The sequence below is a fragment of the Serratia sp. LTN-2 genome (assembly GCF_059740205.1).
In genome coordinates, this window is sequence record NZ_JCAXDO010000002.1 from 356,482 (window position 1) to 381,183 (window position 24,702).

General features: G+C 59.4%; 24 protein-coding genes. 13 read left to right on the forward strand and 11 right to left on the reverse strand.

Annotated features, from left to right (window positions below; translation table 11 throughout):
• The first annotated feature begins 97 nt into the window (after positions 1-97).
• The 4 genes from AC6BYQ_RS05395 to AC6BYQ_RS05410 all read left to right on the forward strand — a co-directional run bounded on the left by AC6BYQ_RS05395 (position 98) and on the right by AC6BYQ_RS05410 (position 2,300).
• On the forward strand, positions 98-751 hold the full coding sequence (locus AC6BYQ_RS05395; protein ID WP_063919049.1) for a carbonic anhydrase: 654 nt from the start codon (positions 98-100) through the stop codon (positions 749-751).
• A gap of 17 nt (positions 752-768) precedes the next feature.
• Entirely contained in the window at positions 769-1,239 is a 471-nt protein-coding gene (cynS, locus tag AC6BYQ_RS05400; protein ID WP_019454442.1) for a cyanase, read from the forward strand.
• A 233-nt stretch (positions 1,240-1,472) separates the two neighbouring features.
• A complete protein-coding gene (locus AC6BYQ_RS05405; protein WP_063919048.1) occupies positions 1,473-1,730 on the forward strand; it encodes a YjhX family toxin in 258 nt (85 codons plus the stop codon).
• Between the two features lie 63 nt (positions 1,731-1,793).
• Positions 1,794-2,300 (forward strand): GNAT family N-acetyltransferase, encoded by a 507-nt coding sequence (locus tag AC6BYQ_RS05410; protein WP_019454444.1) that lies wholly within the window; start codon positions 1,794-1,796, stop codon positions 2,298-2,300.
• A 32-nt stretch (positions 2,301-2,332) separates the two neighbouring features.
• Here AC6BYQ_RS05410 and AC6BYQ_RS05415 read toward each other — a convergent pair whose 3' ends face one another.
• Both AC6BYQ_RS05415 and AC6BYQ_RS05420 read right to left on the reverse strand, forming a co-directional pair.
• Positions 2,333-2,830, reverse strand: coding sequence for a P-loop nucleotide/nucleoside kinase family protein (locus AC6BYQ_RS05415; protein WP_498056452.1), 498 nt, complete (start codon positions 2,828-2,830; stop codon positions 2,333-2,335).
• A gap of 169 nt (positions 2,831-2,999) precedes the next feature.
• Positions 3,000-3,896 (reverse strand): LysR family transcriptional regulator, encoded by an 897-nt coding sequence (locus AC6BYQ_RS05420; protein ID WP_025159980.1) that lies wholly within the window; start codon positions 3,894-3,896, stop codon positions 3,000-3,002.
• Positions 3,897-4,028: 132 nt separating this feature from the next.
• On the opposite strand from AC6BYQ_RS05420, the gene AC6BYQ_RS05425 reads away from it, so the two are divergent.
• Entirely contained in the window at positions 4,029-4,760 is a 732-nt protein-coding gene (locus AC6BYQ_RS05425; protein ID WP_498056453.1) for an isochorismatase family protein, read from the forward strand.
• Positions 4,761-4,789: 29 nt separating this feature from the next.
• Here AC6BYQ_RS05425 and AC6BYQ_RS05430 read toward each other — a convergent pair whose 3' ends face one another.
• Both AC6BYQ_RS05430 and AC6BYQ_RS05435 read right to left on the reverse strand, forming a co-directional pair.
• Positions 4,790-5,140: an antibiotic biosynthesis monooxygenase family protein gene (locus tag AC6BYQ_RS05430; protein WP_498056454.1), complete on the reverse strand. Its 351-nt coding sequence runs from the start codon at positions 5,138-5,140 to the stop codon at positions 4,790-4,792.
• A 12-nt stretch (positions 5,141-5,152) separates the two neighbouring features.
• A complete protein-coding gene (locus AC6BYQ_RS05435; protein WP_498056455.1) occupies positions 5,153-6,172 on the reverse strand; it encodes a cytochrome P450 in 1,020 nt (339 codons plus the stop codon).
• 80 nt (positions 6,173-6,252) lie between these two features.
• Between AC6BYQ_RS05435 and AC6BYQ_RS05440 the strand changes: the two genes are divergently transcribed.
• The 5 genes from AC6BYQ_RS05440 to AC6BYQ_RS05460 all read left to right on the forward strand — a co-directional run bounded on the left by AC6BYQ_RS05440 (position 6,253) and on the right by AC6BYQ_RS05460 (position 11,973).
• On the forward strand, positions 6,253-6,936 hold the full coding sequence (locus AC6BYQ_RS05440; protein WP_498056456.1) for an ArsR/SmtB family transcription factor: 684 nt from the start codon (positions 6,253-6,255) through the stop codon (positions 6,934-6,936).
• Between the two features lie 74 nt (positions 6,937-7,010).
• Positions 7,011-7,718: a glutathione S-transferase N-terminal domain-containing protein gene (locus AC6BYQ_RS05445; RefSeq protein ID WP_498056457.1), complete on the forward strand. Its 708-nt coding sequence runs from the start codon at positions 7,011-7,013 to the stop codon at positions 7,716-7,718.
• 130 nt (positions 7,719-7,848) lie between these two features.
• A complete protein-coding gene (phoA, locus tag AC6BYQ_RS05450; protein ID WP_019454452.1) occupies positions 7,849-9,276 on the forward strand; it encodes an alkaline phosphatase in 1,428 nt (475 codons plus the stop codon).
• Positions 9,277-9,737: 461 nt separating this feature from the next.
• Complete coding sequence (locus tag AC6BYQ_RS05455; protein ID WP_063919041.1) at positions 9,738-11,318, forward strand: malate:quinone oxidoreductase; 1,581 nt, start codon at positions 9,738-9,740, stop codon at positions 11,316-11,318.
• A gap of 205 nt (positions 11,319-11,523) precedes the next feature.
• Entirely contained in the window at positions 11,524-11,973 is a 450-nt protein-coding gene (locus AC6BYQ_RS05460; RefSeq protein WP_046896967.1) for a helix-turn-helix domain-containing protein, read from the forward strand.
• A gap of 73 nt (positions 11,974-12,046) precedes the next feature.
• On the opposite strand, the gene AC6BYQ_RS05465 is transcribed toward AC6BYQ_RS05460, so the two are convergent.
• The 4 genes from AC6BYQ_RS05465 to AC6BYQ_RS05480 are packed head-to-tail and all read right to left on the reverse strand — an operon-like array spanning position 12,047 to position 17,013.
• Positions 12,047-13,114 carry a fimbrial protein gene (locus AC6BYQ_RS05465; RefSeq protein WP_370520183.1) on the reverse strand — a complete coding sequence of 356 codons (1,068 nt, stop codon included), beginning with the start codon at positions 13,112-13,114 and terminating at the stop codon, positions 12,047-12,049.
• 14 nt (positions 13,115-13,128) lie between these two features.
• Positions 13,129-15,723, reverse strand: coding sequence for a fimbria/pilus outer membrane usher protein (locus AC6BYQ_RS05470; protein ID WP_063919039.1), 2,595 nt, complete (start codon positions 15,721-15,723; stop codon positions 13,129-13,131).
• A 12-nt stretch (positions 15,724-15,735) separates the two neighbouring features.
• A complete protein-coding gene (locus tag AC6BYQ_RS05475) occupies positions 15,736-16,422 on the reverse strand; it encodes a fimbrial biogenesis chaperone (RefSeq protein ID WP_063919038.1) in 687 nt (228 codons plus the stop codon).
• A gap of 48 nt (positions 16,423-16,470) precedes the next feature.
• Positions 16,471-17,013: a fimbrial protein gene (locus tag AC6BYQ_RS05480; RefSeq protein WP_498056458.1), complete on the reverse strand. Its 543-nt coding sequence runs from the start codon at positions 17,011-17,013 to the stop codon at positions 16,471-16,473.
• 514 nt (positions 17,014-17,527) lie between these two features.
• On the opposite strand from AC6BYQ_RS05480, the gene AC6BYQ_RS05485 reads away from it, so the two are divergent.
• The 3 genes from AC6BYQ_RS05485 to AC6BYQ_RS05495 all read left to right on the forward strand — a co-directional run bounded on the left by AC6BYQ_RS05485 (position 17,528) and on the right by AC6BYQ_RS05495 (position 20,665).
• On the forward strand, positions 17,528-18,244 hold the full coding sequence (locus AC6BYQ_RS05485; protein ID WP_498056459.1) for an EAL domain-containing protein: 717 nt from the start codon (positions 17,528-17,530) through the stop codon (positions 18,242-18,244).
• Between the two features lie 21 nt (positions 18,245-18,265).
• A complete protein-coding gene (locus AC6BYQ_RS05490; RefSeq protein ID WP_025159982.1) occupies positions 18,266-18,856 on the forward strand; it encodes a LuxR family transcriptional regulator in 591 nt (196 codons plus the stop codon).
• 183 nt (positions 18,857-19,039) lie between these two features.
• On the forward strand, positions 19,040-20,665 hold the full coding sequence (locus tag AC6BYQ_RS05495; RefSeq protein ID WP_019454460.1) for an FMN-binding glutamate synthase family protein: 1,626 nt from the start codon (positions 19,040-19,042) through the stop codon (positions 20,663-20,665).
• Positions 20,666-20,775: 110 nt separating this feature from the next.
• Here AC6BYQ_RS05495 and betA read toward each other — a convergent pair whose 3' ends face one another.
• The 3 genes from betA to betI all read right to left on the reverse strand — a co-directional run bounded on the left by betA (position 20,776) and on the right by betI (position 24,668).
• On the reverse strand, positions 20,776-22,443 hold the full coding sequence (gene betA, locus AC6BYQ_RS05500; protein ID WP_440529540.1) for a choline dehydrogenase: 1,668 nt from the start codon (positions 22,441-22,443) through the stop codon (positions 20,776-20,778).
• A 135-nt stretch (positions 22,444-22,578) separates the two neighbouring features.
• Complete coding sequence (betB, locus tag AC6BYQ_RS05505; RefSeq protein ID WP_019454462.1) at positions 22,579-24,051, reverse strand: betaine-aldehyde dehydrogenase; 1,473 nt, start codon at positions 24,049-24,051, stop codon at positions 22,579-22,581.
• Between the two features lie 14 nt (positions 24,052-24,065).
• Positions 24,066-24,668 (reverse strand): transcriptional regulator BetI, encoded by a 603-nt coding sequence (betI, locus tag AC6BYQ_RS05510; RefSeq protein ID WP_498056460.1) that lies wholly within the window; start codon positions 24,666-24,668, stop codon positions 24,066-24,068.
• Positions 24,669-24,702: the final 34 nt, after the last annotated feature.

A 24,702-nucleotide genomic window follows, 5' to 3' on the forward strand; every position in this document is an offset into this window, starting at 1 on the left:
CAATACCTATAGATATCATTATAAATGGGTCTTAGACCCTATAGCCAGAAGCGTTCATCATGCCGTCATCGCATAACGACACCCCAGGGAGAAAAAGATGAAAGAGGTGATTGAGGGCTTTCTGAAGTTCCAGCGCGAAGCCTTTGTTGAACGCACGGCGCTGTTTCAGCGGCTGGCGACCCGCCAAAACCCGCGCACCCTGTTTATCTCGTGTTCCGACAGCCGTCTGGTGCCAGAGCTGGTCACCCAGCGCGAGCCGGGCGATCTGTTCGTGATCCGCAACGCCGGCAACATCGTGCCTTCCTTCGGCCCCGAACCCGGTGGGGTCTCCGCCTCGGTCGAGTACGCCGTCGCCGCGCTGGGCGTGGAGGATATCGTGATCTGCGGCCATTCCGACTGCGGCGCGATGACCGCCATCGCCACCTGCCAGTGTCTGGATCACCTGCCGACGGTCGCCGGCTGGCTGCGCTACGCCGATTCGGCCAGGGCGGTCAATCAGGCTTATCCGCACGCCACCGATGAGGCGCGGGTCATGTCGATGGTGCGCGAGAACGTCATCGCCCAGCTCAACAACATCAAAACGCACCCTTCCGTCGCCCTGGCGCTGGAGCAGGGCCGCCTGAAGCTGCACGGCTGGGTCTATGACATCGCCAGCGGCGCTATCGAGGCGCTGGACGGTGAAACCCGCCGCTTCGTGCCGCTCGCCACCCATCCCGAGGTGACCGCCACGCCGGCGATCGCCCGTTTTTAAGCCAACAAGGAGCCAATATGACACACTCTCTGCATAACGCCGCCCCGCGCGAAGCGCTTACCGACACCATCATGGCTGCCAAAATCCGCCAGAACCTGACGTTCGAAGCGCTGACCGAAGGCACCGGCCTCAGTCTGGCATTCGTCACCGCCGCGCTGCTCGGGCAGCATGCGCTGCCGGAACCGGCGGCGCGCGCGGTAGCGGCCAAGCTGGGGCTGGACGAAGAGGCGGTGCGGCTGCTGCAAACCATCCCGCTGCGCGGCAGCATCCCCGGCGGCGTGCCGACCGATCCGACCATTTATCGCTTCTATGAAATGCTGCAGGTTTACGGCTCCACGCTGAAAGCGTTGGTGCACGAGCAGTTTGGCGACGGCATCATCAGCGCCATCAACTTCAAGCTGGATATCAAGAAGGTCGCCGACCCGGACGGCGGCGAACGCGCGGTGATCACCCTGGACGGCAAATACCTGCCGACCAAGCCTTTCTAATGGGCTTTTCGCCGGCGGCCCGCGTCGCCGGCGGATTGACAGCCAATCGGTCATTGGCTACAGTAACCGCGCTGAAACGCCGCCCTGGCGTTTTTCACTGCCCGAGGCCTGTATGTTGGAGATTGTAACCACCCGATAGTCGCTTCCTTGCCGTATGGCGAGGGACTCTGACGTATCCGACGCGCGTTTGCGCGGGGATGCGCGTATCTGGGGTTATTACAGGATCTCCCAACATGAACATTTCCAAAGCGGAACAACGCGTGCTGCACGTGTTGGCCAAAGGCGGCTATATCGCCTTCACCCGCAGCGACGCCGGTCACGTCACCCGCGTCGAATGCTACACCCGCGAAGGGCTCGGCCTGGCCGACTGCTCGCTGGCCGTCTTCACCAAGCTCAAAACCAAACGCCTGATCCTCTCTCGCCAGGGGCGCCCTTATCGCGTCACCGTCGCCGGGCTCAAGGCCGTGCGCGCGCAGCTGGATAACCGTTAATCATCGATGCCGGTCGGGCAGGCTGCCCGGCCGGCACCCCCTTATCCGTATAAGGAAAAGACTATGAGCATCATTTTACGCCACGAAACGCCGGCCGACGTCAGCGCCATCACCACCCTGACCGCCGCCGCGTTCCTGCACGCCGAACACAGCAGCCACACCGAGCAGTTTATCGTCAACGCGCTGCGCGCAGCGGGCGCGCTCACCCTGTCGCTGATCGCCGAACAACATGGCACACCGATCGGGCACGCCTCCCTCTCTCCGGTCGTACTCAGCAACGGCGCCGCCGATTGGTACGGGCTGGCGCCGGTATCGGTACTGCCGGCTTACCAAGGCCAGGGGATCGGCAGCCGCCTGATCCGCCAACTGCTGGCCGAGCTGCAAGCAGAGCGCGCCGCAGGCTGCGTGGTGCTGGGCGATCCGAACTATTACGGCCGTTTCGGCTTCCAGGCGCAGACCGCCCTGACCCTGCCGGGCGTACCGCAAGAGTACTTCCGCGCCGTCGCCTTCCAGGGTGGGCTGCCGCGTGCTGAAGTCGCTTTCCACGCCGCGTTTAACGCCGAAGCCTAACCCTGTTACCGGCGCCATTACGGCGCCGGTTTTCAGTCCTGTTCACCATAGCGTACCACCGTCATTCCTTCCTCTTCCGTCGGAGAAACGAAGTACTGCGCCAGGTGCTCAAACTCCGCTTCGCTCAGGGTAAACGGATGCTCGCCGCGCGCATTCCTCAACGCTATACGGCTCAGGCACTGCGCATGGCTGACGTCGAGATAGTGCAGGCAGTGCGCGACGCCGGCCTCCTCCGCCAGAGCTTTGGCCCAGCGCCGCCGGTCCGGCGTATTCATCGGGAAATCGAGCGCCACCGACCAGCCGCCGCGCAGCAGTTGAACGATGTGCCCGCCCAGCGCCCGTCGCAATCGGGCGGAACAGCGCGCATAGTCTTGCAGGGTGGTCATCTCCTGTTCATACAGCGTCGCCAGCCACGCATCTTCAACCAGCAGCAGCGTTTGCGGCTGCTGCGCCAAACGTTGCGCCAGCGTCGATTTGCCCGCGCCGGCCTTGCCGCACATCAGGTGTAAAACTGCAGGGTGGGTTTTCATAATGTTCTCCGGTCTTTGCCGGAAGGGGATAAAAAAACCGCCTTGCCGGCGGGTTTTTTATTTGCGACAGACGCGCTATCCCACCCTTCGGAGAAAGGTGATAATAATTTGCGCGAATGGGCGGTAAGATTTGCTCATGTCTAATGAATATGACAATCCAATACCGTTGTCAATCCGGCGTTCTCAGCCCACATTCACGCACAAACTCGGTGAACAACCTCACCTTCCGCTGCAAATGCCGGCGCGTCGGATACACCGCAAACACCTGGTGCGTTTCGGCGGCCATTGCGGGGAACAGCGGCACCAACCGACCGGCGGCGATCTCGGGATCGGCCACGAACGACGGCAGTGAACCGATCCCCAACCCCGCCACCAGCATATCGCGTAACATCAGGCTGTTGTTGGCGGTGAAGCGCGGCGTTAACGCCACGCTCAGGCTGTCGCTGCCGGCGCTAAACTGCCATTGTCCCGGCCTTTCCGCCAAAGAATACGCCAGGCAACTGTGCCGCTGCAGTTCCTCCGGCGCCTGTGGCGCACCGTGCTGCGCCAGATAACCGGGCGCGGCGCAAATCCGTTGCTGTATCTCCCCCAGTGCCTGCGCGCTGAGCGATGAATCCGGCAACCGCCGACGAATGCGCAGTGAGATATCGAAACCGGCCGCCACCACGTCCAACACGCGATCATCCAGCGTCAGTTCTACCTGCAATTGCGGGTAACGCTGCATAAACAGCGGCAACAGCGGCGACAGCACCGTCAGGCCAAACGAGAGCGGCGCATTAACCCGCAGCATGCCGGAAACCTGCTGCGTGCTGGCCGCCACCGTCTGTTCCAGCGCGTCGAATTCGCCGAGCAGCCGGCAGGCTTCCTGGTAATAGAGCTGGCCGGCTTCGGTCAGACTCATGCTGCGAGTGGTGCGCACGATTAACAGCGTACCCAATCGATTTTCCAGCTGCTTAATCTGCTTGCTCAACGCCGCCGGCGTGATCGCCAGATCCTCCGCCGCCTTATAGAAACTGTTGCGTTCGACCACGCGGCGAAAGGCGCGCATCGTCAGTAGCACATCCATATTATGTCCCAATGGTTAATTATAAATTCAATAAACCACAGATTATTAACCCCATCAACATCAGTAGACTTTATCCAACCGCTTCCCTGAGTGGTAAATGAACTTAATTTACTGATAATCATGGAGTTAATAATGAAAAAGCCCCTATTCGCCCTGATGTTCGGCCTGAGCGCCGCCACCGCCCCCGTCGTCGCGCTGGCGCAATCCCCTGTCGCCGACAGCCGTCAGGCGGGTTATGTGCAACCGCTGACCGCCGACAACAGCCTGTTGCTGCTGGTCGATCTGCAGGACATGTTCGGCATGACCGTTTCTTCTATCGATCAAACCAACCTGGTGAATAACGCCGCCGGTATCGCCAAGGCCGCCAAGGTATTCAATGTGCCGACCATTCTGGCATCGGCCAACGCCAAAAGCTTCGCCGGACCGGTATTCCAGCAGGTGACGCAGGCGCGCCCAGACCTGCAGGTGTACGATCGCACCTCCATCAATGTCTGGCAGGACCGGCGCGTGGCGGATCTGATCAAGCAATCCGGCCGCAAGAAAATCATCATCGGCGGGCTATGGACCGCCAGCTGCGTGATGCTGCCGGCGCTGTCCGCCCTGGGCGAGGGTTATGAGGTTTATATCCTGTCGGACGTCACCGGCGATATTACGCCAGACACGCAAAACAACGCCATGCAGCGTCTGGTGCAAGCGGGCGCTACCCCCATCAATTGGGTGGCGCTGATGCTGGAATGGCAGCAAGACTGGAGCCGCAAGGCCACGGCGGGAGGCGTATTGCAGATCGCCCGCGACCACGGCGCCGCCTGGGGAATGGGTGCCAGCTACGCCGGAGCGATGAAGGTGGGCAGCGAGGCGAAATAAGTGGATGAAAGCCCGCCGCCGGTGGGCTTTTACTCAGGTGCGTGATAGCAACGGCTGTCCGGCGGCGCCTGCTCGCGCTGGTCCAGCCCGTAATCCCGCACCACCTCCGCCACCCGCAGCCGATACTGCGCCAACACCTCGCCACGGCCGCGCGCCTGCGCCGCCCGGTGCTGTTCGAGATTGCGCCACTGCTGCACCGCCGCCTCGTCGCGCCAGAAAGAGAGCGACAGCAGGCGCGCAGGATCCGCCAGGCTTTGGAAGCGCTCGATGGAGATGAATCCGTCGATCTGCGCCAGCAGCGGCTTCAGCTCCGCCGCCAGCGCCAGGTAGGTATCGCGCTGCCCGTCGGCGGCCTGCAGTTCAAAAATCACGGCAATCATCCTCGTCTCCTCTCAACGGTAAAATTCCGGCACGCGCGCATTCAGCGAACGGCGCCACTGCACCGATTTCAACGCCCGCTCATCAATATCCAGCGAACACAGATGCGCAACGCCGCAGCGCGCGATAATCCTCGCCCAACGTTCGCCCGGGCAGCGGTGCGCCCCCGCGCCGAAGGCCAGTTCGCCGTCGGCACCGAGCAGCAGCAAGACGGTCTCCCCCACGCGCAGCGTGCAACCGCCAAGCTGCGTCTCGCGCAAGACGAAACGGCGCGTGTTTTGGATCGGCGGCGTTAGCGCCCGTACCCGATCCAGCGCAATGTCCACTTCACCGTTCTGCCGAGCCAGCCAATACGCCTGTCCGATCCAGCCCGCCGTCGCCTCACAGGCCTGAAACAGCAGGCCGAGCGCATTGGCCAACTCAAGCCGGGCATCGCCAATCTCCCGCTCCAAAGCCTTGCGCAGCACGCCATGCTCCGCCATCAGTTGGGCGCTGAGCCGCTGCGCAGCCGCTATACCCCGCGCCAGCTGCGGCGGTGTGCTGCCGGGTGCGATACAGCGGACGAAGTCCAGACCGTCGTCGATCAGGCATGGCCATTGCGCCCTGGGCACACCCAACAATGCGCCGAGGCTGCAGAGCGGCAATCCGTAGTTAAAGCGAGTGATCGCCGCCGCATCGGGCACCTTTGGCGCTAACCACTCAGCGCATTGTGCAGCGGTTTGCTGAATCAGGGCATCCGAACAGACGGCCAGCGCCCGCTGCAGCGCCGCTTTAAGCGCGTGGTGCTGTTCGCCGTCGCGCATCCGCACCAGCCCGGCGAACAGCGGCGCCATCGGCGTCTCCAGCAAGGCCACCGGCACCGGCTCATCGGCCGGCCGCACGCCGAGATCGGCATTGAGCAGCGCTTCCCTCACTAGCTGCGGCGCCGCGGCCACCCAACATTGCCACGCGCTATCCCAGCTCAGGGGCGGCAGAGCGCGATAATGGGCCTGCGGCTCGGCGGCGAGCGCGGCGGCATAAGGACACACGGACATGGCTTTCTCCCTCGTAGCCAGATGGCGATAACCACAGGCTAGCGATGGACGCGCCGTCATACTTCGTCTAACCTCGAAGTATGCATAACATCGAGATAGAAGATCGTTTAGCGGCGCTCAGCGCCGCCATCGCCGACCGCACCCGGGCGCGCATGCTGTGCCTGTTGATGGACGGGCGCGCCTACACCGCCACCGAGCTCAGCGCGGCGGTCGAGGTTGCTCCCTCCACCGCCAGCGCGCATCTGGCGAAACTGCTGGAACAGCGGCTGATCGCCTGCCTCAAACAGGGGCGTTACCGCTATTTTCGGCTGGCCGGGCAACCGGTGGCCGCCGCGCTGGAAGGCCTGATGGCACTGACGGGCGTGCCGCGCCCGTCGGTGAAGAGCAGCACGCCGACCTCGCTGCAATATGCCCGCACCTGCTACGACCATATGGCGGGCGAGGTAGCGGTGAAGCTGCACGATCGGCTGCATGCGCTGAACTGGTTGAGCGGCGAGGAAGACTACCGCTTAAGCGACGCCGGTCAGGCCGCGCTGGCGCGGCTGGGCGTCGATTGTTCCCCCGCCCCCACCCGCCGCCGTTTCGCCTGCGGTTGCCTGGACTGGAGCGAACGCCGCGTCCACCTCGGCGGCGCGCTTGGCGCTGCGCTGCTGAACGCCTTTATCAAACGCGGTTGGATGCTGCGCCAACTCGACAGCCGCGAGCTGCAGCTGACCGACGCCGGTAAAAAAGCGCTGGCCGCACATTTTGAACTCACGCTGTAGCTCTGCGTCGGGGTAGTTTTACTGCAATACTCAAGGGGTACGCTTAAACGATCCCGCCAACCCGAGGAGTTTCCATGCTCGATTCCACCCAATTCCCGATCGTCAAACGCTGGCCGGCTCAGCATCCGGAACGGCTGCAGCTCTACTCTCTGCCGACGCCGAACGGCGTCAAAGTGTCCATCATGCTCGAAGAGATCGGCCTGCCCTATGAAGCGCACCTGATCGACATCGGCAACAACGAAACCTGGACGCCGGAATTCCTGGCGCTGAACCCGAACGGCAAGATCCCGGCTATCATCGATCCCGACGGCCCCGATGGCCGGCCGCTGCCGCTGTTCGAATCCGGCGCTATTCTGCTCTACCTGGCGGAAAAGAGCGGCCGCTTTCTGCCACAGGATCCGGCGCAGCGTTACGAAACCATTCAGTGGGTATTCTTCCAGATGGCGGCGGTCGGCCCGATGTTCGGCCAGCTCGGTTTCTTCCACAAATTCGCCGGGCGCGAATATGAAGACAAGCGGCCGCTGGAGCGTTACAAAAATGAATCGAAACGCCTGCTCGGCGTGTTGGAAACGCGCCTTGAAGGCCGCGACTGGATCATGGGGGCGGACTACAGCATCGCAGATATCTCGCTGCTGGGCTGGGTGCGCAATCTGATCGGCTTCTATGAGGCGCGCGAGCTGGTAGAGTTCAACAGCTTCCCGCGCGTCGCGCAGTGGCTGGAGCGCGGTCTGGCTCGGCCGGCAGTGCAGCGCGGGCTCGCGATCCCGGCGCGCGCAGCCTGAATGCCAAACGGGATGACCGTCGGGTCGTCCCATTTTCGCTGTCATAAAATTGTCATCCCTCTGCTCTACTCTCCTTACGTAACAATTTGATGTTATTTACATTGTTGTATTACGACAAGGAGCTTACCCCATGCAACCTGCTGTATCCCTGATCGCCGGCGCCGTGCTGTCCGCCCTGCTCTGTTCCTCCGCCCTCGCGGCAGAAACCTCGGCCAATGCCGATGGCCTGACCGAGCGCGCCGCGCGCGGCAACCTCGTCGAACCGGGTGGCGCCCGTCGTCTGGCCGGCGATCAGACCGCCGCGCTGAAGGCGTCGCTGTCGGACAAACCGGCGAAAAACGTGATCCTGCTGATCGGCGACGGCATGGGGGATTCCGAGATCACCGCCGCGCGCAACTACGCTGAAGGCGCGGGCGGTTACTTCAAGGGCATCGACGCCCTGCCGCTGACCGGGCAATACACGCATTACTCGCTGGACAAGAAAACCCACAAGCCGGATTACGTGACCGACTCCGCCGCCTCGGCCACCGCCTGGGCCACCGGGGTGAAAACCTATAACGGCGCGCTCGGCGTAGACGTGAACGGCAAAGACCAGCCGACGCTGCTGGAGATCGCCAAGGCGGCCGGCAAGGCCACCGGCAACGTCTCCACCGCCGAACTGCAGGACGCCACGCCGGCGGCGCTGGTGTCGCACGTCACCTCGCGCAAATGCTATGGCCCGGAGGAAACCAGCGAGAAATGCGCCGCTAACGCGCTGGAAAACGGCGGCCGCGGCTCCATCACCGAACAGCTGCTGAAAACCCGCGCCGACGTCACACTGGGGGGCGGTGCGAAATCCTTCAACCAGCTGGCGAAAAGCGGCGAATGGCAGGGGAAATCGCTGAAAGACCAGGCGGCGGCGCAGGGCTATCAGTGGGTCAGCAACGCGGATGAACTGCAGGCCGTCACCCTGGCCAACCAGCAAAAACCGCTGCTGGGCCTGTTCGCCGACGGCAACATGCCGGTGCGCTGGCTGGGGCCGAAAGCCAGCTACCACGGCAACCTCGACAAACCGGCGGTAACCTGCGAAAACAACCCGGCGCGCACCGCCGCCACGCCAACGCTGGCGGCGATGACCGAAAAAGCGATCGCGCTGCTGAAAGACAACCCGAACGGCTTCTTCCTGCAGGTAGAGGGCGCGTCGATCGATAAGCAGGATCACGCCGCCAACCCATGCGGGCAGATTGGCGAAACCGTCGATTTGGATGAAGCGGTGCAAAAAGCGCTGGCCTTCGCCCGCGCCGACGGCAACACGCTGGTGATCGTCACCGCCGACCACGCGCATTCCAGCCAGATCGTCGCCGCCGACGCCAAAGCGCCGGGCCTGACCCAGACGCTGACCACCAAAGACGGCGCGCCGATGACCCTGAGTTACGGCAACTCGGAAGAGGAGTCGCAGGGGCACACCGGCACCCAGCTGCGCGTTGCGGCCTATGGCCCGCACGCCGCCAACGTGGTGGGCCTGACCGATCAGACCGATCTGTTCTTCACCATGCGCGATGCGATGGGCATCAAGTAACCGCCTTGCGAATCCTGGCCGCCCGCAATGGCGGCCATTTATTATTGGTTACCGATGCGTATTTGCAATTTAACCGCAATTATTGTGTGATAACGAAATAACGTTTAATTGCGCGACAATTAACCCTTGGAAATAACGCGGTTATATAGCCCTTCTGCCCTCTCTGTTTATTCCTGCGACAACAACCGGCCGTTTTTTGCTTATATTCATTTTTTTTAGTTACAAAAGTAGTTTTTAACATTCTCGCAAACAATAATACCCCGCCAGTAACGTGAACCGATCAATTTGCATCCGGACGGCCTGCAATAGTTCACTTTTCGTTAAAAACCCTATTAACAAAAAGGCATTATCGCTGCCTATCGGCTCACGCCGGGCGATCGGCTTCATTATTTTCCAGGGTAACTCCCGCTAAATTCTTTCACCTGCAATGAGTAGAATTTACACACAAGAGATTTAATTCAATGAGAAAATTACTCGTCCTGATTTTCAGTCTCAGCCTGTTTAGCGTTACGCAGCAGGCGGCGGCTGAAGAGAAGAATAAAACCGTCGACGTGGTGTTGATCGGCGGCGGCATCATGAGCGCCACCTTGGGTACCTATCTGCATGAGCTGGAGCCGACCTGGACCATCGACATGTACGAGCGTATGAACGGCGTGGCGGAAGAGAGCTCCAACGGCTGGAACAACGCCGGTACCGGCCACTCCGCCTTCAGCGAAATGAACTACACGCCGGAAAAAGCCGATGGCACCATCGACATCAGCAAGGCGGTGAAGGTCAACGAGTCTTTCGAAATCTCCCGTCAGTTCTGGTCTTATCAGGTGAAAAACGATGTCCTGAAAGATCCGAAATCCTTCATTAACAGCGTGCCGCACATGAGCTTCGTGTGGGGCGACGACAACGTCAACTTCCTGCGTAAACGCTACGCGGCGCTGCAGCACAGCACCCTGTTCCGCGGCATGGAATACTCCGAAGATCCTGCGCAAATCAAGCAGTGGGCACCGCTGGTGATGAACGGCCGCGATCCGGCGCAGAAAATCGCCGCCACCCGCATGCCGCTGGGTACCGACGTCAACTTCGGCGTGATCACCCACCAGCTGGTTGACGCACTGAGCACCAGCGACAAGTTCAAGCTGAACCTGAGCCACGAAGTGCGCGACATCAAGCGCAACGCCGACCAGACCTGGAGCGTGACCGTTGCCGATCTGAACCGCGACGGTAAAGAAACCACCGTTAACGCCAAGTTCGTGTTCATCGGCGCAGGCGGCGCATCCCTGACCCTGCTGCAGAAATCCGGCATCCCTGAAGCCGACGGCTACGGCGGCTTCCCGGTCGGCGGCCAGTTCCTGGTCACCACCAATCCGGAGATCGCCAACCAGCACCTGGCCAAAGTGTACGGCCTGGCCAGCGTAGGTTCGCCGCCGATGTCCGTGCCGCACCTGGATACCCGCATGCTGGACGGCAAGCGCGTGCTGCTGTTCGGGCCGTTCGCCACCTTCTCCAGCAAGTTCCTGAAGAACGGCTCGCTGTTCGATCTGCTGCACTCGCTGAGCACCTCGAACCTGATGCCGATGACCCACGTCGGTCTGGATAACTTCGATCTGGTGAAATACCTGGTCGGCCAGCTGATGATGAACGACGACGATCGCTTCGCCGCGCTGAAAGAGTACTTCCCGGACGCCAAGCAGGAAGACTGGAAGCTGTGGACCGCAGGCCAACGCGTGCAGATCATCAAGAAAGACGCGGATAAAGGCGGCGTGCTGCAGTTCGGCACCGAAGTCGTCAGCTCCGAAGACGGCAGCATCGCCGCTCTGCTGGGCGCTTCGCCGGGCGCTTCCACCGCTGCACCGATCATGCTGCATCTGATGGAAACCGTGTTCAAAGACAAAGTGGCGACGCCGGAATGGCAGAGCAAGCTGAAAGAGATCATCCCGTCTTACGGCCACAAGCTGAACGGCGATATCGAGATGACCAACAAGATCCGCGGCTACACCAGCAGCGTGCTGGGTCTGAACTACATTGAAGTGAAACCGGAAACCAACTGATTTCCCATCATTTCTTGCTGAAAAGGCCGCTTTATGCGGCCTTTTTTCTATACCCCTGCCGCTCAAAGAGCATTTTTGGTCACCTTTTTACCCCCGCTTCACCCTTGCGTAACGGCGTGCTCGCGCCTATTATCAAAGTATATTCTTGGATAATTAAGCTAAGTCACTGTGACCTGAATGTCGTTTTTGCGGGAGAACTAAAACCATGGATCGCGTCAATATCATTCACGATTTACTAGACTGGATTGAAACTCATCTGGATCAGCCGCTGCTGCTGGACAACGTCGCCGCCAAGTCGGGCTACTCCAAATGGCACCTGCAGCGCATGTTCCGCAGCACCACCGGCCACGCGCTCGGCAGCTATATCCGCGAGCGGCGCCTGTCGCAGGCGGCACAGGCGCTGCGCTCCACTCCACGCCCGATCCTGGATATCGCCCTGCAATACCACTTCGATTCTCAGCCTTCGTTCTCGCGTGCCTTCAAGAAACAGTTCGGCAAGACCCCGGCGGTGTATCGCCGCACTACCCGCTGGGACGTCGCCGAATGGCCGGCGCAGCCGCAGGCTGAGCAACACCGCGACGCCCCCGCCTTACCGCGCTGGTTTGCCGGCAAACTGCCGGAAGGCGTCTGCACCAGTTGGATGGGGCTGCGTTAATCAGCACGGTATAAGGTACAAAAAAGGGGTCAGTTCGCGCGAACTGACCCCTTTTTATTGAAGCGACACCGGATTATTTGAAGGTGACGTCGACGTTGGCAGTGGCGTTGAACACCCCGGTCTTCGGCGTATTGGTCAACCACTTCAGGTTCGCGATAAAGGTCTCTTTCACTTCGTTCTGCTTATCCTGCAGCACACCGCCGAAATCCACGTTGGTTTGCAGTGGGATCGGTTTTTTACTGGTGTCGCGCTGCTGCGTCAGGAAGATTGCCACGCCCGGTTGGGTGGTCGGCAGGATCTGCGTGTTGTCTGACGGATCGGCATTGGTACTGCTAAAACTGGCTTGCAGAGACTGGCCGGCGCACTCGCCGCCGCTCAGGCTGGCCTTGATGTCGAACGGCACCTGTTTGGCGATAGTGCCGGTTTTGGCGCTGGAAGTCGTCAGCACGCCGAAATCGACGCTGGCGCCGTTGTTGGCCAATACGGTGATCTGCGGGTTGCACTGAATCACGCGGATCTTGTCCAACCCTTTTATATAGGCGTTAAAGTTGCTGTCTTTGGTGGCGTTCAGCCCCAACTCACCATCGATCTGGAACAGCGACGCGCGCGCCAATGGCGGGAAGTTACCCGCCGGCGGTTTCACCCCGGTGGCTTTGATATACACCGAATAGGTGGCAGTCACCGCCTGAGGATCGGCTTTTCTTCTGTTACTACCCGGTTTGGTACCCGGCCCCAAATCAGGGCCCGTCGGCCGGTTGGAGCTTTGCTTCAGGTTGATGGCATCATAATCACGCCCGTTGATCGATACCCCGATTTCCAACGACTTATCCAGGGCGCCAAAGGAGTTCTGCGGGTTCCAATAGATATAAGCGTTCTCACCGCGCGGGTAGTTATCCGTATCCCAACAGGTAAAGGTCGAGGTAAAGTTCTGCGAACGCCAAATCAGGTTGCCTTTGACGAAGTCGCTGGCGGCCAGCACGATCGGGCGGCCGACGTCGATATCCTGCGTTACGCTGCCAACCGGGTTTTTTGAACCCGTCGAGTTGCCGAAGCGGCACTGCATCGCCGCCGCCTGTTGCGCCATCGCCAACCCCGCCAGCCCCACCACCGACAGAAGTGTGTTACGTGCTAATTTGCTCAAGTTCATGGTGTACCTTACAGTTTTTGGCATTGCAGGGTCAGTTCCTGATATCCCATGGCCGCTTGTTTGTCGCCCACGTCCGCCGGAATCGGCAGTACGCATTGCTGATCGGCTTTCGGACCCCATTTGATCGTCAGTTTCTCACCCGCTTTCACGCCGGAAACATAGGTTGCGCCTTCCAGGCCCACGGTGCCGCTGTTGCGGCCGGACTCGTTGAACACGCCGGCGCCGATGGCCGGATAACCGTTGTCACCCAGACGAGCGTGAATCAGCAGGCTGACACCCTTGAAGGTATCGAAGCTCACCTTCACCACCGACTTCTCGGTCGGCACCACTTGCTTACTGGCCACCGGCACATCCAGGCCCGGGCCGAAATCTTCGGTGCGCAGCGCCACATAGTTGTAGCGGTACGGGTTGGCCGACGGCACAACCGCATAACCGAAGCGATCGATGGTCACGCCCGGCTGGTTTTCCAGACGCACGCCTTTGGCGTCTTTCGCTTCCACCAGCAAGATGGTGTTCTGCAACGGCTGCGTCAGGGTCGCGCCGCCGGAGTGCACCAGCAGGCCGCCGGAGACGCCCAGCCCTTCCTGGCGGTATTTCGAGCTGTAGGCATAGCTACCGTCGATGTTACCGATGCTGCTGCTGTAGCCCAGGTTCAGGTTGCTGCTCTGACCGGAGGACTGCGTATGCCCGGTGGAAACTGAGTAGTTCATGCGACGGTCGTCCAGCATGGTGCCGCTGATGCCGGTCGAGTAGCTGTCGCCGCTCTGTTTGCTGTGCGCCGCGCTGAAGTTGGCGGTGGTCGAGTTGTTGCTCTGGCCCCAATCCAGCGGAATCGACATTGTGAAGTTCACGCTGCGATCGGAATAGCCGTACTGGCCGCGCGTATCCTGCAGATAAACCCCGTAGGAAATACGCTTGAAGCCGTCATTGTAACCCAGTTGAATCGTGCGATCGTTGCCGGACACGCCCCAGTAGTTCTGGTGGCTCACGTTGGCGTACAGGCTGGCGCCCGCCCACAGTTGCTGGCTGAGCGACAGCTCGACGCGTTCACGCTTGTTGCCGTAGCGCGCGGTGTATCGGGTACGTTTTTGGTTGTTGCTCCAGGAAGGCTGGCCCGGCTGCAGATCGTTCGGATCCCAGTAATCGTTGGCATAAATGCCGTTGCGCCAGCTGTTGCGCTCCTGGACCGCATCGCTCAGATCGTAGTAACCGGAAGTCGCATAGCGATAACCCGCCAACTGGAAGTTGGTGCCCATCTGGTTGAGCGACTTGGAGTACAGGAAACGGAAGCTCTGCCCCTGCTTGCGATCGCCATTCGCCAGCTCGGTATCAGAGATAGAACCGTCCACGGAGATGGCACCCCATGATCCCAGGCTCTTACCGATACCCACGGCAGCAGAACGGTAGTGCTCGGCGATGATGGCGCCGCCGAACGGCGTCAGGCCATAGTTCATGCCGTATGCCGCAGTACCCTGAATCAGTTTCGGCTGATAGCCGCCGTTACCGTTGTGGTATTTACCGGCGGTCAGCTGGAAGTTCCAAATGCCTTCGCGCAGCATGTTGGCCACGGAAGAGTAGGCGACGCTGAACGTTTTGTGCGAACCGTCGGCCTCGTTCACGGTGACCTGCAGGTCACCGTTGTTAGTATGCGGATAGACGTCGTGGATCTCAAAAGGACCCGGCGCGACGTTGGTGCTATAGATGACGTAACCGTTCTGGCGGATCTCGACGCGGGCGTTAGTCGCCGCCACGCCGCGCACTACCGGCGCATAACCGCGCAGGCTGTCCGGCAGCATGTCGTCAACGCTGGAGAGTTGCACCCCGCGGAACTGGAAGCTGTTGAACACGCTGTTGTTGGTGCTCGCCTGGCCCATCACCAAACGGCTGCGCCAAGGCACGATATCGGTCTCGGCCCAGGAGGAGACGTTGGTCCAGTTGCTGCTACTGCCACTCTGCTTGTCCCAGGTGGAGTTGTTGCGCAGGCGCCATCTGCCCAGGTTGAGGCCGCTGTTCAGCGCGAGGAACATGTACTCGCTGTCGTCGGCGTCATCTCGGCGATAGCTGTTCTTGTTGTAGTTGAAGTTATAGTTGGCGAACAGCGCGTTGATGCCTTCATCGTACATGCTTGGCGGGATCGCCCCGATCGCGCTCAGATCCATCATGGTCTGAGGCACGGAAATGTTGATCTGCTGCACCGCCGCGTCATAGCTGACGGTGGCGTCTTTAATCAACTCAGACACATCAACACAGCTGCCGGCCTGCAGCGTTTCCGGCAGTTTGATGCCGTAGTTGCGCAGGTCTTCAACTTTCAGGCAGGGTTGAGACGCGGTCTGGCCTTTAACCTGACGAAAAGTAACATCCTTATGATCGACCTGGGTCAGGTTGACGTAGATGTCGAATGGGTAAACGCCCGGTTGCAAAGCATCGCCCTGGGCGACCGCTTCCGCGTTGCTCAGGTTTTCATCGCCGTGAATAAACGACATGTTAAACTCTGCCAACGCCGCTTCACTCCATAACATCGGCGCACTGGCAGCAATGATTGCAATTCGGATCAGCTGTGTCAGCCGCGTCGTTCCGCCTGCTACTTTTCGTTGATTTGCCATTCCCTGTCTCTCTTATTGTACTGGAACGTCCTTGACTTCCGTTCTACCGCCAAAATCGTTGATATAACTGAAAGCAATCTTGTTGCCGACGCTGACGCCCGCCGGAATGTTGATCGATAAGCGATCTTTCGGGCTCACCATGTTGGCGTCCACATCCACGGTCTTGCCTGCGCTGTTTTTCAAGTGCAGCGCCCCAAAGGTAATATGCAGCGGCCCATCGTTAACCACTTGCAGACGTGAACCTTCACGCTGCCAACGCAAGTTTTGCACTTGCTCGTCCAGCGTCGTTTTCAACGCCACCGGCCGGTAAAAAAGTTTGATTCGGGTACGCACCGCAACCTGAAGCACGTTTTCTTGCTTCGGCGCCGGTGGAATTTCCTGCACGTTAATCCACAGCAGGGTTTCTTTATCCTGAGGTAAGCCATTACCGGAATAGATAAAGCGCAGAACTGCAGTTTTAGCAGCGTCCAATTTCAGAATCGGTGGAACGACAACGACAGGCAGATTTTTCGGCACTTGGTTTCTGTCACCGGTGTCCAGCCAGGTCTGCACCATATAAGCTTCTGAAGCATCGTTATGAATCGGCAGAGAGGCGGATTTGTCATCGCCTTTATAGATCACGCGAGTGGCATCTACCTGGATACCGGCGTAGCTGTTAAAGGCGCCCAGCATCAGCAGAGCAGCAAAGAACTTTTTCATCGGTTTCCTCTACGGGCCATCCTTGGCCGTGTGTGTCCTGAAAGACGATTATTTGTATTCGATAGTGAACGGGCTGGTAGCGTTAGCCAGACCTGCAGTTACGTTGCTATCGAATGAACGGTAACGAGCCTGCAGGTTGAAGGTCGCTTTACCGTCAGCAGCGATGGTGACTTTCGCTACGTCGTCTTTGATGTTGGAACCGTCGCCGATAGCGAATGGCTTGCCATTGTTATCGGTGATTTCGATACCCACGCCGGTAGCTGCTGCGCCAGTGCCGCCAACGTTGCTTACGGACAGCAGGTCTGGGTTGCCAGCAACGGTGTTACCGTCGAAGCGCAGGCTGTAATCGCCGGCATCACATTTTTCCAGAGAGATCTGGAAAGCTTTAGAAGCGGATTTAGAACCCACGGTTGGGAAAGCAGAAGTTGGGTAAGTACCCAAGTAAACTTCTTTATTCTGAGTATCGCTAGTTACCTGGCAGGTAGACTGTTTGATTTCACCGGTGAATTTAACAGTGCCGCTTGCTGCCATTGCGTTGGAAGCAGTTGCAGACAATACCAGGGCAGCCAAAGGCAATAATACTTTTTTCATTTCCAGCTCCATAGAACAATAAAATAATCGATTCAGTGGCGGGCTTATATATATATTGCCGCCACTGAGCATACACTCAGCGATAGCACTCCCTTGCTGAAAAGGAGCGTTGCCTCGATGAACTCATTGCCGGACGAAATATAGACTAAGCATATTCTTAATGTTAAATCGTTTAAAACATTCATAAGGCCCCTCTTGATAGGAATAAACTATCGGCGAATACCTATCGATCGATGTTGACGATTCATACGAATAGGAATAATCTGTGTTTGGGAAAGCTGCAGAGTTCAAGATTTTGCGATAAGGCCTGAAAATCAGAATATTATCCCGAATATTTACATTTAGTAACAGATTGCGACGTTTGGACTTTGGCACGAATTACGCGTTAAATGGTCTGTCGACACGCTTCGGCCATTCTGGCGCTTTAAATAAGAAATTTACCAATAACCCCGGAGTAATTTTCTTTTTTATCATTTAAAATCAACAGGTTAAATATCAATCCAAGGATTGGGAAATGAGCGGTTCTTTCAGAGAGAAAAATAACGGCATTAATTATGTTTTTCAGCCAATGTTCGCAAAATCGGGACAATTGCTGGCCGTTGAATGTCTGTCTCGCTTTACGTTTAATAGCGAATATGCCCATTTTTCTCCTGAACAGTTCTTTCGCCACGCCGACAGCGCCACCCGGATTGCGATTTTGATGGATCAGATCAATCTGATCGATAAATACAAACACTGGTTTCATGAAAACCAAGTGATAGTCACTTTGAATGTTGACGATTATTCCCTGCAATCGCTGGCGAATAGTCACTTTGCCGAAAGAATTAATGCTTTGCGCTGTATTCATTTCGAGATCAGTGAGAATTCAACCCGGCTAGTGAAAGATCGCGTACACGGCGATCCGTCATTGAATAGTTATTCATTTTGGCTCGATGATTTTGGTTCTGGCTATGCGGGTTTTTCCGCGTTGTACAACAGTCAGTTCCGCTTCGTTAAGCTCGATCGTTTTCTGCTTTGGGACTTTATGAAAAAGTCCGGCGGCGAGGGCTTGATGCGCGCGTTGCTGCGCTTCTTTTACCTTAATCATTACAAGGTAATTATCGAAGGAGTTGAAACTCCCGAACACAAGAAATGGCTGGATGAAATGCCATATTACGCACTGCAGGGAAAGCTGTGGAAGGAATCCAGCATCAAGGATTTGAACTCGCTTCTTACAGCTGAATACTTTTAACTCGGTATTGGTGTTTGCCCTATGTCTAAAAACAACGTTCTTGTGATTAGTGAGTGTAAGTACAGCTATGTTGGCCTGTCGGTGCTGCTGAAGAAACATTACGGCGCCTACGATATCCGCCTGTTTTCCGATTTCATGCACGGCGGCGCCAAAGCAGAGAAGATCACCAAGCACGACATTGCGCTGATTTTCACCTCGCAAAATCTGGAACAGAGCGTCAACGTGATAGAAAGCCTGGTGTCCCTGCACCAGCAGTACAACAGCAAGACGCGCCTGCTGGTGTTCTATGACGACGAACGCGTGGTGAAACTGCTGTCGATCCTGGGGATTTCCGTCGAGTTGGTCTCCACCCGCATTCCGCTTTATTCGCTGCAGGAAAAAATCCAGCGGCTGCTGGAAAGCACAGAACCGGGCGGCATCAAGGTGCAGAAAACCCGCGAGCTCAGCCCGGCGGAAAGCGACGTGATCTTCAATCTGCTGCGCGGCGACAGCCTGCTGCACATTGCGGAAAAGCGCGGTACGCACCCGAAAACCATCTTTTCGCAGAAATACAGCGCGATGAAAAAGCTGCGGCTGCGCAGCATGAGCACCATCTTCGTCGCCGGCAAATAACCTGCCCTGGCTTGTTGCGCGGTGCGCCGCGCGGCAACCCGCCCCCTCGCCGCGTTAAATTAATGTAACAACCGGCGACAAAGCAGCAACAGACACACAACATCATCTCCTGTTGGCTACGATTTGCACACGGACTATCCGTGAGTCATGTCGTGTGGATTAAAATAAACATCAGGAGATGTTATGAAGTCGTCCTTATTCAGCCGCTATACCTGCTTTGTGCTGAGCATCTTGCTCACCCTGGTTTTCTTGATCATGATGCACAACCATCCGTGGTTCTGGCTGCCGGCCCTGGCCTGCGGCTGTCTGATGGTGCTGGGTATCTACGATCTCACGCAACAGCGCCACGCCATCTGCCGCAACTACCCGATCATCGGCCGCCTGCGTTTCTTCTTTGAATTCATCCGCCCGGAGCTGCGCCAGTATTTCCTTGAACAGGATAATGAAGAGATCCCGTTTTCGCGCACCCAGCGCACGCTGGTGTATCGCCGGGCGAAGAACGAGATGGGCGACAAGCCGTTCGGCACCCTGCTGGACGTGTACCAAACCGGCTATGAGTGCATCGGTCACTCCATGCGGCCGGTGGAAGCCGCCGACCCGACCAGCTTCCGCATCACTATCGGCGGCGCCGACTGCCGCCAGCCCTATTCCGCGTCAATCTTCAACATTTCGGCGATGAGCTTCGGCGCGCTCTCCGCCAACGCCATTCGCGCGCTCAATCTCGGCGCGGCCAAGGGCAACTTCTACCACGACACCGGCGAGGGCAGCATCAGCCGCTATCACCGCGAAAACAACGGCGATCTGGTGTGGGAACTGGGCAGCGGCTATTTCGGCTGCCGCACCGCCGACGGTCATTTCGATCCACGCCGCTTTGCTGAACAGGCGCAAAGCCCGCAGGTGAAAATGATTGAAATCAAGCTCAGCCAGGGCGCCAAGCCGGGCCACGGCGGCATTCTGCCGGCGAAAAAGGTGGATGCGGAAATCGCCGCCACCCGCGGCGTGCCGCAAGGCGTCGATTGCATCTCGCCGGCCTCGCACAGCGCCTTCACCACCCCGCTGGAAATGATGCAGTTCATCCAGCAGCTGCGCGAGCTGTCTGGCGGCAAGCCGGTCGGTTTCAAGCTGTGCATCGGCCACCCGTGGGAGTTCGTCGCCATCGTCAAGGCGATGCTGCACACCCGTATCCTGCCGGACTTCATCGTGGTGGACGGCAAGGAAGGCGGCACCGGCGCCGCGCCGCTCGAGCTTTCCAACTATATGGGCATGCCGCTGCGCGAAGGGCTGCTGTTCGTGCATAACACGCTGGTGGGTTGCGGCCTGCGCGACCAAATCAAGATAGGCGCCAGCGGCAAGATCATCAGCGCCTTCGACATCGCCAGCGTGCTGGTGCTCGGCGCAGACTGGGTGAACTCGGCGCGCGGCTTTATGTTCGCCGTCGGCTGCATCCAGTCGCAAAGCTGCCACACCAACCACTGCCCGACCGGCGTAGCGACGCAAGATCCGCTGCGGCAAAAGGCGCTGGTGGTGCCGAACAAGGCGGAGCGCGTCTATCACTTCCATCAAAATACGGTGAAAGCGCTGGCGGACATGCTGGCGGCGGCCGGCGTCAGCCGCCCGGAGCAGCTGACCTCGCACCATATGCTGCGTCGCATCACGCCGACCGAGATCAAGGTATACGCCGATATCTATTACTATCTGGAGCCGGGCGCGCTGTTGCAGCCGGAGATCAAAAGCGAGTTCTACGCCCGCATGTGGCGCATGGCGACGCCCACCAGTTTCGATCAGGCGATCTCGCTGCCGGCGGCATGATGGGATAAGGGATAAAAAAGAGAGTTGCCCCCTCGCCTTGGGGAAGAGCATATGGAGAGGGGTTGCTTGCTACGGCGGCCCTCCCCCTCAACGGCGAGAGGGCGTGTCGGTTACTGCTTGCGCACCGGCGCATCGCCGGCGACGTAATAGTCGGCGGTGCTGCGCGGCAGCGGCGCGCGCTGGCGAATGCGATCGGCTAACTTCTCGGCGATCATAATGGTGGTGGCGTTCAGGTTACCGGTGATGATCAGCGGCATAATCGACGCATCCACCACCCGCAATCCTTCCATGCCGTGCACCCGGCCCTGGCCGTCGACCACTGCCATCTCATCCTCGCCCATTTTGCACGAACAGGACGGGTGGAAAGCGGTTTCGGCATGCTCGCGCACGAAGGCGTCCAACTGCTCGTCGGTCTGCACCTCCGGCCCCGGGCTTATTTCGCGGCCGCGGTATTCGTCCAGGGCAGGCTGCGCCATGATCTCGCGCGTGATGCGAATGGCGTCGCGGAACTCCTGCCAATCCTGCTCGGTCGCCATGTAGTTGAACAGAATGCTCGGGTGTTGACGCGGATCTTTCGACTTCACCTGCACCCGGCCGCGGCTCGGCGAACGCATCGAGCCGACGTGCGCCTGGAAACCGTGCTCTTTCACCGCGTTGCTGCCGTTGTAGTTAATCGCCACCGGCAGGAAGTGATACTGAATGTTCGGCCAGGCGAACTCTTCGCGGCTGCGGATGAAGCCGCCGGCCTCGAACTGGTTGCTGGCGCCGATGCCGGTGCCGTTGAACAGCCACTCCGCGCCGATCTTAGGCTGGTTGAACCATTGCAACGCCGGGTACAGCGACACCGGTTTCTTACAGGCGTACTGCAGATACATCTCCAGGTGATCCTGCAGGTTTTCCCCCACGCCCGGCAGATCGTGCACCACCTTGATATCCAGACTGTTCAGCAGCGCCGCCGGGCCGACGCCCGAACGCTGCAGAATCTGCGGCGAGGCGATGGCGCCGGCGCACAGCAGCACTTCGCGGCGCGCTTTGGCGTGGGTCAGCTGATTGCTGTCGCCCTGCAAATAGTTGACGCCCACCGCGCGCTTGCCGTCGAATACGATGTGATCGGTCAGCGCATGGGTGACGATCTTCAGGTTTGGCCGCGAACGCGCCTGATCCAGATAACCGCGAGCGGTGCTGGCGCGGCGCCCTTTCGGCGTCACGGTGCGATCCATCGGGCCGAAGCCTTCCTGCTGGTAACCGTTCAGATCGTCGGTACGCGGATAGCCCGCCTGCACGCCGGCTTCCACCATCGCGTGGAACAGTTCGTTGTTGCCGGCTTTCGGCGTGGTGACGCTCACCGGGCCCTCGCCGCCGTGGTAATCGTTCGGGCCGATATCGCGCGTTTCCGCCTTGCGGAAATACGGCAGGCAGTCCAGATAGGTCCAATCTTCCAGGCCAGGCGCCTTGGCCCAGTTGTCGAAGTCCATCGCGTTGCCGCGAATGTAACACATGCCGTTGATCAGGGACGAACCGCCCAGCCCTTTGCCGCGGCCGCATTCCATCCGGCGATTGTTCATGTGCGGCTCAGGGTCGGTTTCATACGCCCAGTTATAGCGGCGACCCTGCAGCGGAAACGCCAGCGCGGCCGGCATCTGGGTACGGAAATCCATCCGGTAATCCGGGCCGCCGGCTTCCAGCAGCAGGACGCTGACGTCGGCGTCTTCGGTCAATCGGGTGGCTAACACGTTGCCGGCGGAACCGGCACCGATAATGATGTAGTCAAATTCCATTCATTATCTCCTTACTTTATAGGCCTGCATGAGACGAAAACGCGAAGCGCGGATCCGCAACAGGCGGTGTATTTGGCTCTCTGGGAATTGTCGGCCGCAGCCAACGCGGCTGCGGCTCGAAAGACGACGGGAAAATCAGAATACCGAGGCGTAATCGCCCAGCTCAACCTGCACCGATTTGATCTGGGTGTAGTGCTCCAGCGTGGTCAGACCGTTCTCGCGGCCGACGCCGGACTGCTTGTAACCGCCGACCGGCATTTCCGCCGCCGACTCGCCCCAGGTGTTGATCCAGCAAATGCCGGCTTCCAGCTGATGGATCACGCGGTGCGCGCGAGCCAGATCGTTGGTCACCACGCCCGCCGCCAGGCCGAAGGTGGTGTCGTTGGCACGGCGCACCACTTCCTCTTCGTTCTGGTAACTGAGGATGCTCATCACCGGCCCGAAGATCTCCTCGCGCACGATTTCCATGTCGTCGCGGCAGTCGCTGAACACCGTCGGCGCCACGTAAGCGCCCTTGCCGAACTCGCCGTGGGTGACGCGTTCGCCGCCGCACAGCAGGCGCGCGCCGCTGTTTTTACCGCTCTCGATAAAGCGCAGCACCGACTCCATGTGCGCGAAGCTGACCAGAGGCCCGAAGTTGGTCTGCGGATCGGTCGGATCGCCGAGGCGAATGCGCTTCACGCGCTCGAGGATCTTCGCCTCAAACTGCGCCTGCAGCGCCGCCGGCACGAAGACGCGGGTGCCGTTGGTGCACACCTGGCCGGAGCTGTAGAAGTTGGCCATCATGGCGATATCGGCGGCGCGATCCAGATCGGCGTCGTCGAAAATAATCAGCGGCGACTTGCCGCCCAACTCCATGGTGACTTCCTTCAGCGTCGACCCCGACGCGTTGGCCATCACCTTCTTGCCGGTTTTCACCCCGCCGGTGAAGGACACTTTGGCGATGCCCGGATGGTCGGTCAGGTACTGCCCCACCTCCGCGCCGCTGCCGGTCACCACGTTGAAAACGCCGTCCGGCAGGCCAGCTTCGGTGTAAATTTCCGCCAGCTTCAGCGCCGTCAGCGACGTGACTTCGCTCGGTTTGAAGATCATCGCGTTGCCCGCCGCCAGCGCCGGCGCAGACTTCCACAGCGCGATTTGAATCGGGTAGTTCCAGGCGCCGATGCCGGCCACCACGCCCAACGGTTCGCGGCGAGTGTAAACGAACGAGGTATCGCGCAGCGGGATCTGTTCGCCTTCGATGGCCGGGATCAGGCCGGCGTAGTACTCCAGCACGTCGGCGCCGGTGACGATGTCCACTGCGGTGGTTTCCGACATCGCTTTGCCGGTATCCAGCGTTTCCAGCGCCGCCAGCTCATCGTTGCGCTCGCGCAGAATATCCACCGCGCGACGCAGGATGCGCGAACGCGCCATCGCCGTCATCGCCGCCCACACTTTCTGCCCGCTGGCCGCGCTGGCCACCGCACGATCGACGTCTTCAGCGCCGGCGGACTGGACTTCGGCCAGTACTTCGCCATTCGCCGGGTTAATGGCGTTGAAGGTTTTTCCAGCGGTGCTGTCTACATAGGCGCCATGAATATAGAGCTTCTGCAAGCCAAAACGGGACATAGGATCTCCTTGGGTTATCCTCCAGGCGGCGTTTGCCCCCGGAGTTGGAACGTGATGTATTCGGTCGTGAGCGCCAACGCCTGCGCCTGATTGAACACCGAACCGCGCAGCGCGCTGCGCAGCCACAGTCCGTCGATCAGCGCCGCCAGCCCCTTGGCCGCCAGGCGTGCCTGCGGCTGCGGCATGACGCGGCGAAACTCGGCGCACAGGTTGGAATAGAGCCGGCGGCCGTTCACCTGTTGCAGCCGATTGAGCTGCGGCTGATGCAAACTGCTGGCCCAAAAGGCCAGCCAGGTCTTCATCGCCGCGCTGTTGATCTGGCTATCGTCGAAGTTGCCGGCGACAATCGCCTGCAGCCGCGCCGCAGGGCTGTGGTCGGTCAGCGCCTGCAAGCGCAGCTTCACCGCCTCGCCCAGATGGCTGATCAGGTAGCGCATCGTGGCTTCCAGCAGGCCGTTCTTATCCTTGAAATAATGGCTGATGATGCCGTTGGAAACGCCGGCCCGCCGCGCGATCTGCGCAATGGTGGCGTCATGCATTCCCACTTCGTTTACCGCGGCGAGCGTGGCATCAATCAACTGCTGCCTTCTGATTGGCTGCATTCCTACCTTTGGCATATTTCGACTCTCACAAAACCGACTTCGGCCTTAT